Source organism: Leptotrichia sp. oral taxon 417 (genome assembly GCF_013394865.1).
GTDB classification, from domain to species: domain Bacteria; phylum Fusobacteriota; class Fusobacteriia; order Fusobacteriales; family Leptotrichiaceae; genus Leptotrichia; species Leptotrichia wadei_A.
Genome location: NZ_JABXYV010000001.1, coordinates 1,680,975 through 1,698,490 on the forward strand (window position 1 = coordinate 1,680,975; position 17,516 = coordinate 1,698,490).

5 protein-coding genes are annotated in these 17,516 nt (G+C 32.6%); all 5 read right to left on the bottom strand.

From position 1 onward, the window contains the following. Positions 1–348 precede the first annotated feature (348 nt). Positions 349–1,314: a lipopolysaccharide assembly protein LapB gene (locus tag HW276_RS07735; RefSeq protein WP_178938047.1), complete on the bottom strand. Its 966-nt coding sequence runs from the start codon at positions 1,312–1,314 to the stop codon at positions 349–351. Between the two features lie 42 nt (positions 1,315–1,356). Continuing rightward, entirely contained in the window at positions 1,357–2,049 is a 693-nt protein-coding gene (locus HW276_RS07740) for a hypothetical protein (RefSeq protein WP_178938048.1), read from the bottom strand. Positions 2,050–2,189: 140 nt separating this feature from the next. Beyond that, a complete protein-coding gene (locus tag HW276_RS07745; RefSeq protein WP_178938049.1) occupies positions 2,190–8,525 on the bottom strand; it encodes an autotransporter-associated N-terminal domain-containing protein in 6,336 nt (2,111 codons plus the stop codon). A gap of 292 nt (positions 8,526–8,817) precedes the next feature. Continuing rightward, positions 8,818–15,954, bottom strand: a complete 7,137-nt coding sequence (locus HW276_RS07750; protein WP_178938050.1) for an autotransporter-associated N-terminal domain-containing protein — start codon at positions 15,952–15,954, stop codon at positions 8,818–8,820. A 216-nt stretch (positions 15,955–16,170) separates the two neighbouring features. After that, complete coding sequence (locus HW276_RS07755) at positions 16,171–17,514, bottom strand: ISLre2 family transposase (protein ID WP_178937091.1); 1,344 nt, start codon at positions 17,512–17,514, stop codon at positions 16,171–16,173. Between the last annotated feature and the right edge of the window lie 2 nt (positions 17,515–17,516).

Sequence of the window (17,516 nt, forward strand, 5' to 3'; positions counted from 1 at the left end):
ATTTTTTCTCCTCCATTTTTTCAGTATTTATAAATTTTATTTTTTTATCCATTTTATAAATCTGTAACTAAATTCTATTGTTTTTACAGTACATAATACAATTACTGCAATCTCAAGCCATTTCATAATTTTTCCTTCTAGATTATTAAACAATATAACGATTGTTTGAAATTTAAATCATTATATATTTTTTACTTAATAATTGTACTATATTTTGGAATTTTTGACAATTATTTTTGTTTCATAATATTTCTAGAGATCCTATAAATATTATTTCCTCTTCGCATAAAACAACAAAATCTAATAAAATCTATCTTTTTCCTAAACTCTATTTATCATTCAACCAATTTACTTCTTCAACTTCACAACCTTTTTCGATTTCCCTCCAGTTTTCTTCCCTAATTTCTCATAAGCCCATTCAACAAACGAACTTGCAGTCAAAAATAAATAATCATTCTCTGTCATTGATAATATAAGTTCATCAGTTGAAAATGGTCTATATCCCATACTGCTTAATTGATTAAGATAAAATTCTCCTCTTTCATTCATCATATCTTTAAAGAATTTTTTCAATCCTTTTACATTTTTCTCAATTTTTTTCAAATAATTTAATGATTTGGTAAATTCTCCCTTTTTAAAATAAAGAACTGAAATTGGAAGCAACATCTGTACTGAATTTTGTCCATTATATTTTTTGTAAAGTTTTAATGCATTTTCTTCATCTTCAAAAAAAGCATAAAGTGACATCAATCTAAATCGGACTCCCAGATTGTCATTTTCATTTAATTTTAGTATTTCTTCATATTCTTTAACGGCTTTTTTCATCATTCCATTTTCTGCCAAAATTTCTGCATAGCTTTGTTTTATCCTCATATATGGCCGAGTTTCAACTATTTCCCAGAACTCTCCAATATTTTCTTCATCCATGAAACCTTCCCGCTCCACTATTTCATTTCCATGCTTCAATATTTTTTCCAATCTATTTAACATATCAATTGAATCTTTTGCATCTGTACTAGCTATCAAATATTCGGCATCCAAATTATCCTTATCCATTTTTAATACTTCTTTTGCATATTTTAGCCTTTTACTATCATCCTCTGTTTCAAATGCCATTTCTAAATAGTCATAAATCTTTTCAGAATCACTTTCATCAAAAGAATTATCCTCTTCACCTTTCATTGTACTTTCATTATATTGTCTTTCAAATTCATCTATTAGTTTTTGAATTTCACTTTCGCTCATTTCTTCAGTCGGATATTCTTCCATAAATTTTTTAAATTGTTCGTATATTTTTTCTATTTCCCTATGCATAATTCCCTATTTCCCTTTCAATAAGTAATCTATTTCAATCTGCTAATACCCAAAACTTGGATTTTCAATAACCCATTTTCCATTCTTTTTATTAGCTTCTAAAATTTCTTTTCTTCCTACATATTTTCCATTTTTTGTAATTCGTTCTAATTCTTGATCCATCATTTCTAATTGAATTTCACCTATTATTTTAAAATATTTTTCCGTAGCTTTTTTATCATTTTGTGAAATTGATTTTTGATATTTCTCCATTGTTTTTCCTGTTTTTTTCTTAAAGGCTTCGTCCATTTTTTCAGCCATTTCTCCAGATCTTTCAATCATCTTATCCATGCTCATTTCATCTGTATTTACAGGAAATCCCAATTTAACTTTTACATATGCTTTTTCTCCATTGATATAATCTATTTTTTCTATATCAATCTTGTAATATTTATACATTGTATCTATCATTTTAGAAAAATAATCCTCTCCAAAAAAAGAACCCATCATTTCTTTCATCTGATTTGACCCATCTTTTTGACTTCCAGTAAAAACTCCATTCATCATTTTATTCATCATTCCAAACATTTCCTCTTTTGAATAAATTCTGCTAACTTCCTTTTCAATTTGAGAATTGTAATCTGAAAGGATACTTTGGTTAAGTTTTACAGCTGGTTCTACTTCCACCTGATATTTTTCTTGTGCAAAACTTGATAAACTTAATAATATTGACAAACTTAAAATTACTTTTTTCATACTTACCTCCAAAAACAAACTTATGATTTAATAAATTATATCATAAAAATTTTATTTTTTCATTTTTTTTACAAAAAAGAACACCAAAACCTAAGTTTCAATGTTCCTTCTCAAAAATTAGTTTAACAAATTTTAAAATTTTAGTAAATTGCCCTAAATCCAATACCTCCACGAACATTACTTCCTTTAGTATCGTATCCAGCATTTACTGTAACACCAAATCTAGTATTGTCAACTCCAATATTTAGATCAAATTTACCGTTCCCTCTTCTATCTTCTTTTTCTCCTCTAATTCCAAACCAGTCAGCATTCGTATATCTAACTCTAGCTTCATTATTGACATCTCCAACTTTTCCAAGTTCATTTTCATAAGCGGCTGTCAATCCAACTGTCAAATTAGTCCTTACTGCCAACGGCTGTACATATTTAAACTCTACTCCAGCTTCAGGCTTAACTGAGAAGTAGTCGTTTCCTTTAACTTCCAGTCTCATTTGTCCTGAATCTTCCTTGATGTTATTAAATCTTCCATATTCCATTTTCAATGCTCCATAAGGTCTTAAATGTGTTCTCTCACTCATTCTTATGTCATATCCTAAATCTGTTTTCAGTGCAGCACCGTAGGAATTATAATTTGACTTGGCTTCAAATACATCATCAACAACTAAAAATTTACGTTTCATGTTGTTAATTCCAGCAAACACATCTCCGCCGATTGTCCATTGCAATGCTCCGTTATAATCATTTTTAGGCGACATTGTCTTAAATAATCCAGCTTTAAGCATTGTCTGATCTTCTTTAGAATGCCCGATGTCGCTGAACTTAAATCTATTTGTTACAACTCCGGCATACCATCCATCTGAATTACCCATTTTAATTTTTTCATCTTCGTGAACATAGGCAACTCCCCAGGCATTGCTTGTATAGTCAATGATTCCTGCTGTATCAGTTTTATATTGATCTCTCATTCCAAATACTTTTATTTTATTGTTTTGTTTTGAAGGATTTCTCCAGTCGTGCTTCAAATATCTAAACTCTTTGTCAAGCATATTTCCAGTTGCATTTATTCTCATTTGAGTATTTGCGTATTGATGTCCCATCATTTCATCAAATGCCTGGTATAGTAAAACTTCTTCATTATTTCCAATGCTGTTTAATTTCTGGAACAATTGATTTTCCCTACTTCCAAGTGCTTCCACTCCATATCTCTGTTCCAGTCCATCTGCAAAGTTATACGTGTCTGTTTTATCTACAGGTGTTTCATCTGCTCCTGCCCATGTTGTGTATGGAACTTTTGTCATATATAATCCTGTTATTCTATTAGTTCCCAATTCCAAAGTTGGAGTAGCCATCCATGTTAATGAACTTGAATAGATATTCCATTTTATATTAGGTGCACTTGCCATTGCATTCATGTATGTACCCAAAATTCTAGGATCATTTATTAAAATGTATTTTTCATTTGTTACTTCTGTTACTTCTGTTCCAACAATTAAATCTGCTTCATTTGTTAAATTTTCTAAACCATTTATTGCATTTGTGAAGTTTATTCCTGAAGTATTTACATACATTCCAACACTTGAAGCTGATACTGATATTGGATTTCTTGCTTTAGTATTAATTACCACTGGCGTTTGTGGAACTCCATTCACTGTAATTGTAGCAGTTGAAGCTCCAACAGGTGCTTTAATTACCACTCCACCCAATTCTTTACCTGTGTCAGGCGTTGTAAATGGGATTACAGTTCTATATCTATCTGTTTCTCCATTTACTGTTATACTTCCATAATTTATTATTGTTCCACCTTTTAGATAAACTCCTTTAGCATTTTTAGCATTTATATTTATTATTCCTGTATTATTAAGAGTTGAACCTTCTCCTAGGTAAACTCCAACTACATTACGATAATTTCCTGCTCCTGTTGTAATAGTTCCAGTATTTATAGCTACTGCTCCATCTGTAACATAAATACCTGTAGTATTATCAGCATTTAATGTGATATTCCCCTCATTTCTGGCTGTACTTCCTGATCCAGTCGCATACATCCCAAAACCACTTTTACCATTTACATTAATAGTTCCTTTATTTATAATATTTCCTGTATCTACTGTTGTATATCCTGCTCCCATACCAATTGAATATTTACTATTTGTAACATTTGATGCTCCAACATTTATTATACCAGACGTATGGTTTGTTGCAGTTCCTCCTTTGATACTATAAATTGCTACACTTCCTTCTCCACTTGACAAATCAATGGTTCCATAATTCTCAACAGTTCCTGCTGAGTAGATTCCATAATTTTCTTTTCCTGTGGATATAATATTGGAAGAATTTATAACAGAACTATTAACATCATTTGAATAAACGTATACATTTTTATTATTCAGTCCTATATTTGCAAAACTAGAAGTTATTGTATTGTTATTTCCTACATTTACAAATCCAAACGAATTATCACCCATTTCAAATTCAGTTCCTGTATTTGTTATATTCTGTCCACTTCCAACAGTATAAACTCCCACAGCTTCACCTGTTCCAGTCTTAATTTTTCCTCCAGTTAAAGTTACATTTCCATTTTTAGAATAAATTCCAATTCCTGAATTTCCAACTTTAATATCTCCATTGTTTTCTGTTTCATATCCATAAATTCCGATTGTGTTATTTCCTGCAACTATTATTCCGGTATTTTTTGAAGTTACATTGCTATTATTAGTGTACAATGCAACATTAGGATTATTAATCGTAGCTGAATCTGATAATATTACAGTTCCACTATTTTTAACTTTATATACAGGTGTTCCTGTAGAATATATTGCTGTATTTTTATCTCCTGACAATTCTATATTTCCAGTATTTTCAACTACTACTCCTGCTGCGAGTGCTGAATCAGGGTTATAAGACATTGCAACTGAGTCAGTTTGAGGAAGCTTAATAGTTCCAGTATTTTTCATACCTTGCGTTATAGAACCTTCTGAATACATTGCAATTGCATTTTTTCCTATTGTTATTTCACCTGCATTTTCAAGAATCGAATCATCAATTCCATACATGGCAGTTGAAGTATCAGACATTGTTATAACACCTGTTGCCCTGTTATAAAGTTCTCCATACTTTGCATACATTCCTGTGGAATTTGTACCACTTAAATTAATTTTCCCCTCATTTCCCAATGTAACTTTATTTCTTGGATATAAGGTTTTATCATTTTCCTGAGCCATGGCAATATCATTAATTTGTGTTCCTGTCATTGTTTTATTATTTGCATTTGCTATTGATGAATTTACAATTTCAAGCTGGTTGTATGTATCTGCAATATTATTTAGATTTACATCCTGATTAATTGTCAGTTTACTCAAATACAACATAAATGTTTTGTAACCAGTTCCAGTTATATTAGCTCCAGTTGCACTTGAAATAGCTGTTCCTGTTGTATCAGATAAATTCATTCCAGTATTTTGTGCTATAAATAGTCTTGACCCTGGATTCATAGTTAAATTCAAATTACTTAAAGTTGAATTTACACCATCTCCGAAATTATTTTTTGCCCAGTTTTGAATGTCAGTTATTCCAACAGACGATCCATTTCCAACATAGTAAAATGCAGTCCCTCTGTCAGCAGGACTTGTTCCTCCTTCAATAGTTGCATTCATAGTATTTCCTATTGAAACTTTACCTGTCCCATCTTCACCAAGATAAAATAACAATGATTTTTTACCTGTATATGCCGTTCCAGTTCCTTTTAATTTTAAAATTGAATTTTTATCAGCATCATAATTTACTGCTCCATTGTCAGCATTTATAGTATAATTTTTAACTTCAAGTTCAGCATTTTCTCCGGCATACAGTCCTATTGATTCTGTTCCTTTAACATTTATATTTACATTAGCATCATGAGTTCCATCGCTTACAAATTTTGAATTTTTACCAACAACAATACCGTAAGAACCTTTTTTTATTCTATTTGTACCATTCGTATATTCATAAATTCCAGCAGCTGTTGTTGCTCCATTATTTACAGTTATTGTTCCATTATTTGTTATTGTTGCATTAGTAACACTGGAATCATTATCTCCAACAATTAATCCAGAAACTCCATTTCCTTCAACAGTGATATTTCCTCCATAATTCAATGCACCATTAGACACCAATACCCCTGTTGAGTCATCTCCCTTTACTGTAACTTTGCTTGTTGCGGCAAATGTTCCTGTCGGACTGTTAATTCCTTTTGCCATATAGATACCAATATTTGTTGAAGTTCCTGTCCCTTCTAAATCAATTTCACCTGCATTTTCAAGATTTCCACCACGAGTTACCATTCCAATTCCATTAATAATTGTTGAACCTGCTTTTGTTACAATTTTTTTATTAAGTTTATTTTCAACATCAGCATTTGTTCCAACCATTCCTATAGATGAATCCCCATCTAAATAAATGTTTCCGTCATTTATTGCTTTCGGTGTTCCAGAAATATCTGTTGCTACATTTCCTTTGTCTACTCTCATGGCTATATTTTGTTTACCAGCTGTACTTTTAACATTAATTGTTCCATTGGCTGTATTTGTTATATCATCTGGTGCATCTACAACAAGAACCATTCCAGTATTTCCCTTACCGCCTGAAACATTAACTATTCCAGAGTTTGTAACTTTTCCTTGATATGCTCTTATTGCAGAAGTCCCACTTCCGCTACTACTATCTTCTATGACTGCAAGTCCTGAAGATAATGAATTTATTACTTTTGTTGTCCCATCCGGAAGAATTTCAGTTCCTGCATCTCCTGATATTTCAATAGTTCCACTATTATCCATTGTGCTGTTATTCGCTACACGTGTTGACCATTTCATACCATAACTTTCTATTCCTCCTAAAGTTATATTCCCAGTAGCAGTATTCGATACTTCAACACGAGAGGGTGATGTTGGTGCAAATACTTGGATTCCTATTGATTTTTCCCCACCAAAGCTGATTTTATTGGTATTTTTTAATATATAATTACTATTTGGAAATGTATCTATTTCCTCGAAAGTCATAATTAATCCTACCTTATAACCTGTATAACCTTCCGATGTTCTCGAAACTTTAATTTGAGCAGGGCCACCTAATCCAGGTGCCAAATCAAGCATCATAGGTGCTGATCCTTTTGCCAGTATTCCATCTAATTCTGTATTAGTTTTCTCAGCTTCATCTGTTATTATTCCTGCATTTTCCAATATTCTTGCTCCTGCATTAGCAGCAAAACGTTTATCTGACTGTACTTCAAAACCTGTAGTTAAAGGACCAACTAAATTTATTATTGCATTATTTCTTAAAGTAGCATCCCTTGCATTATCTAATGTTCCTATTCTTGAACCACCAACAAGAAATTTCTGTCTGTTATATGAACTTAAACTAGTATCAGCTTGTACCGGGTTAATCGAAGTAATAGTCAAATTTCCATTTAATATTACACTTGAATTTGGTCCCTTATTTCCATCAGTTGCATCAAAATAAGCATAGAATAATGCACTGTTTCCTCCCGTATTATTTGCCCATCCATGTGTTAAAGAAGGATCATTAGTATTAAGTGTTACATTATTTACATATCCTATAAATATACCCCCAATAAGAAGTGACCTTGGAGTTCCTATAGCTTTTGAAGTTCCATAGCCATATTGACCTCCATTAACAGGGTTATTCTGAACATCACCATTTCTACAACCATGGCCACTCATACTATTACAAAAAGACCCCAATTTTATGTTAAAAGATGGTGGTGTAGGTAACTCTGGTAATACTGGTAATGTTATTAATGGTTTTGGTGGTGTAAAACTGATTGTTGATGGTAATGTAGGTGTAATTGCTGTTTTTTCTGATATTGTAATAGTAGATTTATTAATACTTCTTGGATTTATTCCTGCACTTACTTCAAAACTTATCAATGGTTCTGTTGCCAAAGTTGTACTTGTCAATCCATATCTATTTGCTCCTCCTGAAGCATGAGCTAATTTACCAGATTTCCCTACTAAAGCATAATTTTCACTAAGTGGAGATGTACTTCTTTCATAAATATTCGAACTTCTTTCAAAAATCCCTTCATAGGAATATTTTTCTGCTTTATCTCCTCTTCCTTTATAAGTTCCTCCCCATTTGTTGAAAAATCCGTTAGTCCCAAATTGCCAGCTACTCCAAGGCGATTTTACAACATGATCCCCCTGTTCCATAAGTTGAATTAATTCTAAATTTGTTTTTTTCAAAAGTTTGTCATTTTCTTTTCGAGTTTCTTGAACTTTTTGATGTATATCTTTAATTGATGTAGAAATTACTTGCTTTTGCTTTTCGATAGTTGTATTGGATTCAGCAGAAAATAGGTTATTTGAAATGTTTACTGTTCCTGTTATTAAAAATGTTATAAGCGCTGAATCAGTGTACCTAAATTCCTGACATCTTTTTGCAAATGAACATAGATCTTTTTTTACTTTTCTTAAATTATTAGTCATTTTCAATTCTCTCCTTTTAATTAAATTTTAGTTTTTTATTAAATGACTTATATTACTCCTTTTTTATTAGTTTTTATTTGATTTTTTGTCATAAAAAAAGTGAAATAATTATATTTCATGCCATTAATTATTATAACATAAAAAAAAGATTTTTCAAAAAAATTTTTAAATTTTTAATTTTTTTACAAATTCTAAAAATATCATAATTCTCTCAAAGCAATGGATTCATTATAAAATAAAAAGAGAACAGCAAAACTTAAATTTCACTGCTCTTTCTTTTATTTTAAAAGTTTTAGTAAATCGCTCTAAATCCAATACCTCCACGAACATTACTTCCCTTAGTATCGTATCCAGCATTCACTGTAACACCAAATCTAGTATTATCAACTCCAATATTTAGATCAAATTTACCGTTCCCTCTTCTATCTTCCTTTTCCCCTCTAATTCCAAACCAGTCAGCATTCGTATATCTAACTCTCGCTTCGTTATTGACATCTCCAACTTTTCCAAGTTCATTTTCATAAGCGGCTGTCAATCCAACTGTCAAATTAGTTCTTACTGCCAACGGCTGTACATATTTAAACTCTACTCCAGCTTCAGGCTTAACAGAGAAATAGTCGTTTCCTTTCACTTCTAGTCTCATTTGTCCTGAATCTTCCTTTATGCTGTTAAATCTTCCATATTCCATTTTTAACATCCCATAAGGTCTTAAATGTGTTCTCTCACTCATTCTTATGTCGTATCCTAAATCTGTTTTCAGTGCAGCACCGTAGGAATTATAATTTGACTTGGCTTCAAATACATCATCAACAACTAGGAACTTACGCTTCATATTGTTAATTCCGGCAAATACATCTCCGCCGATTGTCCATTGCAATGCTCCATTATAGTCCTTCTTAGGCGACATTGTCTTAAATAATCCAGCTTTAAGCATTGTCTGATCTTCACTTGAATGTCCGATGTCCTTGAATTTAAATCTGTTTGTCACAGCTCCAGCATACCATCCGCTTGAATTTCCTAATTTAACTGTTTCATTTTCGTGAACATAAGCCACTCCGTAAGCATTGTTTGTATAATCAATGATTCCTGCTGTATCAGTTTTATATTCATCTTTCATTCCGAATACTTTGATTTTATTGTTTTGTTTAGATGGATTTTGCCAATTTTTTTGTAGATGATTAAATTCTTTGTCTAAAGTGTTTCCAGTTGCATTGATTCTTTGCTGAATATTTCCATATTGGTGTCCCATCATTTCATCCATCGCTTGATATAATAATACTTCTTCATTATTTCCAATTCCATTTAATTTTTGGAATAATTGATTTTCTCTGCTTCCAAGTGCTTCTACACCATATCTTTGTTCTAATCCATCCAAGAAATTGTATGTATCTGTAGGATTTACAGGTGATGCTTCATTTCCTGCCCAGTATGTATATGGTATTTTAGCAAGGTAGGCATTTTCTATTGTTCCATCGTTTGAATTTTGTGCAACTGTTGCCATCCAAGTTAATGATCCTGAATAAATGTTCCATTTTTCAATTTGTGGATTAGCTCTAATTGTTGCATTGTATGGATCAGTTATTTTTGAATCCACTTGAATATATTTTGCAGTCGTATTTTGAGCAGCTTCAGCTCCCACAATTAAGTCAGCTTTTTTCAATCCTGTCAAAGAACTAAGTCCTGTAATAGGATTTGTGTACACTTTATTTGAAGTGTCAATATACATTCCTATTTTTGATAATTCCATTGGCTGAAATTCTTCTGCTGATGTTGTTGCTAATTCAGGTATTACTGGATTTCCATTTACTGTTATTGTTCCAACTGAAGATCCTCTAGGAACATCAATTTTTATTCCAGATACTGTTTTTGTCAAGTCACTCGCAGCATCCACTCCAATAACTGTCGCATCAGTCGAATCTGTTACACCATTAATATTGAATGTTCCATAGTTTTTAACTATTCCAAGATTAGCTCCTGAAGCATTCCCTTTCGATAGAATTCCTCTTGCATCTTCTGCAGTAATATCAATATTTCCGTGATTTTCAATTGTCGAACCATTTTTTACTACAACTCCGACAACTTTTTTCAATCCAGAACCATTCGATTTAATCGTTCCATAATTGTATCCGTAAGCTCCGTTATCCAAGTAAATTCCAGTAGTTTCACTCGAATTCAAGTTTATCACAGCATTACGATTTGAAGCAGTACCGTTGTAAACCGTTGTTCCCGCTCCAGTTCCGTACATTCCAATACTTCCTTTTCCTGTAACATTAATAACGCCATTATTTACAATATTTCCAGTATATCCCACTTTTCCTGCAGCAATTTCAGCAGCCGTTGGAGTATATCCAGCAGCCATTCCTATAGCATAACGATTATTTAATGAACTAATTGGATCAAAATACGATTCTCCAACCGTAATCGAAGCATTATTCGTAGCAGTTCCGCCAAGAGTACTGTAAACTCCCACATTTCCATATCCTGAACCAAAATTAATGTTTCCGTTATTTACAACTTCTCCAGCAGAATAAACACCATAATTGTAAGAACCTGTAGAAGTCAAGTTTGTATTATTTGTAACTTGTGCTCCGGCTCTGTTGTCATTTGAATAAATATAAACAGTGTCATTTCCAAGATTATTAATGCTTCCAATGTTACTTACAATTTTGTTTCCAGCAGAACCTGTTCCTTTTTCAGAAATAATTCCAAACGAATTATCAGCAATCGTCATATTTGCTCCAGAATGTGCAGTTACAATTTGATTATCTCCATTCACATAAATTCCTGCAGCCTGATCCGTTCCAACATTTATTGTTCCAGCAATCAAGTCAACATTTCCAGCAGTACTGAATATTCCAGTTCCCGCATCGCCAACATTAATATTTCCACTGTTTTCAACTTGATGTCCATAAATTCCAACAGAATATTTTCCTATAGTAATATCTCCGCTATTTGTAATTTTGTTCCCATTTTTAACATAAATCCCAACACTAGCTTTTTTATTAGCAGCATCCAACGGATTTGGTAAAGTGATATTTCCACTATTTCTAACTTCTACACCTTCAGAAATAATTCCATATCCCGCATTTCCAGTAATATTTCCTTGATTGTTAATATCTCCTGCAGTCCCTTTTGCCAATATTCCAACAAGACCTTCTGTATTGTTAACTGTATCATTAAGAGTAATATTCATCTTGTTTGTCATACTAGATGTAGGCAATGTTGATTTATTATTCATAAAGAATGCAACCGCAGATGCTGTAGGTGCTCCAGAATATTTTAGTTCAAAGTTTTTACTGTCATTCAATGAAGGATTATTTCCCTCAACAAAAATACCAGTTCCTCTATCCTTAACTTCCACTCCATAATCTGTTTCAAATGTAACCTTCGTATTATCCGCATAAACACCAATTCCATCATTTCCAGTAGTCACAATATCCGAACTTCCAGTTCCGTTAAGTTTCACTTCAGGCCCACCAAATTGTAAAGGATCAGCAGCTCCAGCAGGTGGTGTTACTTTCGACACAATTCCAACTGAATTATCTCCTGTCAACACAATTTTTCCAGCATTTCTAATACTTCCATGACTTGTCCCAGCCTTTCCAACTTCAATGCTCGAATGTGCTCCAGTCACAGTATTTAACTCTCCATAAATTCCAACAGATCCATTAGCATTAGATTTTATAAGCCCTTTATTTTCTATTTCAAGCGTTTTTTCAGTACTTCCAAGTGTCCCAGCAGCAATCTTTTTATCAGTTCCATAACTTTGTAAATTATTTCCAGAAGTAAATGCCGCCATTCCAACACCTTTATCCGAAAGTTCAATAGTTCCCTTTGTTTCATTTACAAGTTTACTTCCATTAATTCCGTAAACTGCAACACCTTTATCAAGTTTAATTGAACTGTTGTTTTCTATACTTCCATAACTTGTACTCAAAGCAGTAGTCGAAGCCTTTCCTCCACTTATATCAACTGTTCCGTTATTTACATACCCAGTAGATGCATTAGAAGGTGCATTGGTAGAATCGTAAGATCCCACTATCATACCTTTTCCAGATGTAGAAGTAATACTAGTAGAAGGTGCTATAAAAATCTTTTCATTCAAGAATTTTATTCTGTCAAATTCAGTAGCATTATCCAAATCAATACTTTGTTCTATAGAATATTGCCCATCTTTATAAAATACTTTATAATCCGCCCCTGGATTTACAGTCAATTTATTCAAATGCATATCATTTTTTATACCAGTTAATAGTCCACCAGGCCCTGTCCATTTATTATCCGCCGTTGTTCCACCTTCTGTAATCCGCAAAATAACTCCAGTACCATCAACAGTAACATCCATATTACTCATACCAGTGTATTTTTTCCCAGCTGGTGCGATTGATACATCATTACCATCATAGTCAGCAGCCGTTCCAGGCATAAGAATTCCATCGGAAATCGTTACATCAGTATGTCCTGAGAAATTTATATTCGACCCAGCATCAGCCAAAAACGGCACAACTCCACTATAATCATCTGTAGAATTTCTTTTTCTAGTATCAATCTTTCCACCTTTAAAGTCAATCTTACCGCCATCCCAAGCTACAAGACCTCCTTCTTTTGCAGAATAAATTTCATTTTTAGTACCTTCAAATTTAATTAACGAACCGCTCCCTTGAGCAAATCCTCCCATACCATGAATTTTAACATCATCTTTAAATGTTATAGTACTTCCACTTCCAGTAGTTGTCCCTGCTTTTGCGTATCCACCAATATTTTTGTATAAATATGGTTTTGTATCAGCATCATTTGCAGCCCATTCATCAACCGCTGTAACTGCACCATCTAAAGTAATTTTCGCACTATTGTCTGCGTATGCAATTATTGATCCAAATCCTTTTGCGTCTGTAGTCTTTTCAGCCGTTATTTCTCCACCATTTTTAGCAACATATGCTATTGGAAAAGATTCCACTTTTGTTGTTGATCCTAAAGGAGTATCGTCTTTATATCTTGCACTCATCACAACATCTTGTCCAAGATTTACTTGACTTCCTTTTCCTTCAAATCTTTTTGCTTCATTAGATGTCATTACATGGTCGCTATTTTTCCATGTTCCTTCAGCATATGCAATAATTGTTCCAGTGGCTACTTCATTTTTAGTATCATCTGCAGAAGCAACAAGTGAAGTCGCTGTACCATCTAAAGTATAATCTTTTATAGGTGTAGTCATAATATCTACTGTTGTAGAATCTGATTTCCCTGAGATATCATTTCCACTCGTATCTTTTATAGCTTTACCGTGTTCATTTGTAGATTTTGCTACATCAATAACTGTTCCTCTTTCAGATGCTATCATTATACCATCTTTAGAATTTTTACCAAATGTTATATCAATATTATTTATTTGTAGAGAATGTATTGGGTCATTTTCATAATTAATCTTAACATTAACATTAGCTCCCAAATCTTCTTTTGTTTTTATCTTTGCAGTCTGTCCATTTATAATTTCTTCTCCTCTTTGACCCGATTTAGAATAAATTCCTATATTATTTGTAGCAATCGTTGTAGCACTTGTTGTCCCTATTCTTCCTCTTGCATCAATTTGTCCTTGATATATTCCAATAACTGATTTTTTCCAATCTGGATTATTAGTTTGATCCCATACAGATAATCTTGAAGATTCTGCATCAGGCATCTTGTCATTAAATAATAGTAATATATTTCTGTTTCCGTTTACAATAGGAGCTTCTGTAAGTTTTACAGTTGGCGTCATTCCAGTATGATTTGTATCCTTTATTCTTGCAGTACCTCCTGGCATCGTTCCATCGACATCAGCTTTTCCTACAAAGTTATTCCAGTTAGGAACGTATCCAAATCCTGAATAAACTATATTTTCATCTCCCGTAATGTTATATTTTCCTTTACTATTTATTTCAAATGATCCTTGAGTCCCTACTACTGAATAAACTATATTCTTATTAGTTTCTATATCAGCATCAACTTTACCTATAAATCCTCCACGTTGTAAAGGTATTCCATTACGACTGATACTCCAGTCCTGTACTACAGGATATGTTCCTGGAAATATTAAAAATATTGTATTCTCATCTCCAGCTCCTGGAGCTGTTAAATGTCCTTTTGTTATATTTACTTTTACTTTATTTCCTGGAGTTTCATCAAATTCTATTTTTCCAGTCCACCATGTTTCAAGTGATAAAAACGCTGATTTTCCATACATATTTGCTGTAACATTTGATAATTTTCCATTCCATACAGTATGTATTCCTAAAGCCCCTTGTTTACCACCATCTGTCAGTCCTGCAGCTCCTACATCTCCAGCAAGATATAAATTCATATTTTTAATATGAAATTTTCTCTTATTGATATCTGAATTACCTCCTGAAAACTGACTTCCAAAATAAAACAAAACTGAATCTCTAGGAGTAACAGCTCTAGAACTAATTGCATTTATGTATCCTATATTTGAAGGTGTTCCATCTATTCCAGACTTTGGAACTAATGTTCCAGTAGTTGGATTATATCCTGACCAAAAAGAATGATTTTCACCATCAGTAAATTTAGTAGGACTAGCTGTATATGTTGCTTGATCATCAACTGTATTTACAACATACCATTTACTTATTGCACCATTAGTAAAAGAAAAATCTAAAAATGGTTTTGCATTAACTTCAGGTATTTTTACCTTAACCACAGGTGGATTAGGAGTAGGTATTGTCAAAGTAGGCGGAATCACTGTTGGTATACTCAAGGGTGCCAATACTGGTGCACTCACATTAACATTTGGTGCAGCAACAGGACTTTTATGTACATCTTTAGGTTTAATTGAGGCATCTATATTTAGACTTGCCACTGGCTCCTGTCTTTTTTCCGTACTCGAAATTCCATATCCTTTTTCATAGCCGAATCTTCCGCTTGTTGTGGCTGATCTTGGGTTTCTTGATTTACTTAACAAATCATAGTTTGAACTCAAGGGAGATATATTTCTCTCGAATCTGTTTTGGCTTCTTTCAAATTTTCCTTCATAAGGATATTTTTCAGATTTATCTCCTCTTCCTTTGTATGTCCCTCCCCAATTGTTATAAAATCCGTTAATTCCATACTGCCAGCTGCTCCATGGAGATTTGACCACGTGATCTCCTTGCTCCATTAACTGAATTAATTCCAGATTTGTTTTTTTCAAAAGTTTGTTGTTTTCTTCCCTGGTTTTCTGAACTTCTTGATGTATATCCTTAATTGATGTGTGGATTGCCTGCTTTTGATTATCTATATTTTTATTTGTTTCAGCAGAAAATAAATTATTTGAAATATTCACCGCTCCTGTAATCAAAAATGTAATTAATGCAGAATCCGTGTATTTAAAGTCTTTACACTTTTTTGCAAAAGCACACAAATCCTTCTTTGCCTTTCTCAAATTGTTAGTCATCTTTTTTCTCTCCTTTTTTCTTCTTATATTTCTATTATTTTAAATCTTACAAGGTATTATATCATAAAGCAAAAAAAAATCAATCTTTTTTTAAATATGCCCATAATAATTTTAGTTTTAAAATTGTAATAATTTTATTTTTAAAATAATTATAAGACAGAGTAAAAAATATAGGGGCAGCCAAAATAACATAATAAAAATTTTGGGCTGTCTTTTTTAAATCATTCTGCTTTGTGATATTTCCTTCAGAGCTTCCCTTATCAAACTTTCTCCTCCTCTTAAATATGGAATGTTTGTCCCTTTTCCTGCTTCGCTAATGATATCTGGCAAACAACTTGTTTCTATTACTTTTTCCATTGAACCCACTCTTGTCCCATTAAAATACAGTTTGTGAGCCTTGTCCCTGTCCTTGCCATAGTTTGCAAAGAAAGTTTGGTACATTGCTCTTCTCTTTATCCTTTTTCTTGAAAAGGCTTTTGGTCTGCTTGAAAGGAATCTTGAGCATTCATGGGATACAAGAGCTTCTGTCCTTGACCCTATGTAATCTTTTTCTGTATAGATTCTTCTTATCTTCTCATACTGGTTAAGCAGCATCTTCATTTGATCTTTTCTTCTCTGGCTTATATTTTCTTTTTCCTTAAAAGTTTCATAAAAGTTTTCAAGTTCTGTAAAATTATCTTTCTCAAGCCATTTGTAAAGGTTTTTTGATATTTCCTTATCCCTTTTGGAAATCTCGCCTATGGCTTTTACCAGATGAAACTTGTCATAAATATGTACCGGCTTGTAAATTCTAAGCTCTCCTACGAAGCTGTCTATCCATTTTCCGCCATCAGAGTTCACAATCAGTTTTTTCTTATCCATACTGTATCTTTTTTCAAGATAGTTAAGCACATACTCCGACACTTCCTCAAGCGATACAGATGTAGGGAACATTACTGTATGCTTGTCAATGAGCTTGTTCCTGTCCTTGCAGACTTTCTCAATTCCACGATGTATAGCAACCATCCTCATATATGTATTTCTGCTTCTTCTGCATTTCATATGGTCTTCATCAATTTCCATATATACTGGCGAATCATCATCCTTTTCAAACCTTCCAATATCAAGTTTTGGCATTTCAAAAGAATTGACAAGATTATACACGGTAGCTTTTGAAACAGCATAAGTCTTTGCAACAAATGAAGCTGCAGTATGCTGATATTCAAAAAGTATGGTAAAAATCAGCTCCTCAGAAAGCCGTCTGTACCGTTTAAGTCCAATTTTTTCATCAATGTAGTAGTAAACGCCTGTTTTCTTATCTACATATTTTCGACGTTCAAAAGTTACATATCCAAAAGCAGTAGTGACAGTTCTTTTGACAAACCCTTTACTTTTAAATCTATTCTTTCTTTCATTGGAATAAAAAAAGTTGTCATCAACTTTTTTAACATAAACTCTAAACAGTATTTCAAAAGCCTTTATGATAAATAGTTTAAATTGTTGCTCAAACGAAAGTTTGAAGGAAAAAATATTTTTAAAAAAAGTCTTTACAATTGAATAAAAATCTGATATTCTAATCATAG

Excerpts from the sequence above, each read along its gene's own strand:
- HW276_RS07735 (WP_178938047.1), bottom strand. The coding sequence starts at position 1,314 with ATGCATAGGGAAATAGAAAAAATATACGAACAATTTAAAAAATTTATG.
- HW276_RS07740 (WP_178938048.1), bottom strand. The coding sequence starts at position 2,049 with ATGAAAAAAGTAATTTTAAGTTTGTCAATATTATTAAGTTTATCAAGT.
- HW276_RS07745 (WP_178938049.1), bottom strand. The coding sequence starts at position 8,525 with ATGACTAATAATTTAAGAAAAGTAAAAAAAGATCTATGTTCATTTGCA.
- HW276_RS07750 (WP_178938050.1), bottom strand. The coding sequence starts at position 15,954 with ATGACTAACAATTTGAGAAAGGCAAAGAAGGATTTGTGTGCTTTTGCA.
- HW276_RS07755 (WP_178937091.1), bottom strand. The coding sequence starts at position 17,514 with ATGATTAGAATATCAGATTTTTATTCAATTGTAAAGACTTTTTTTAAA.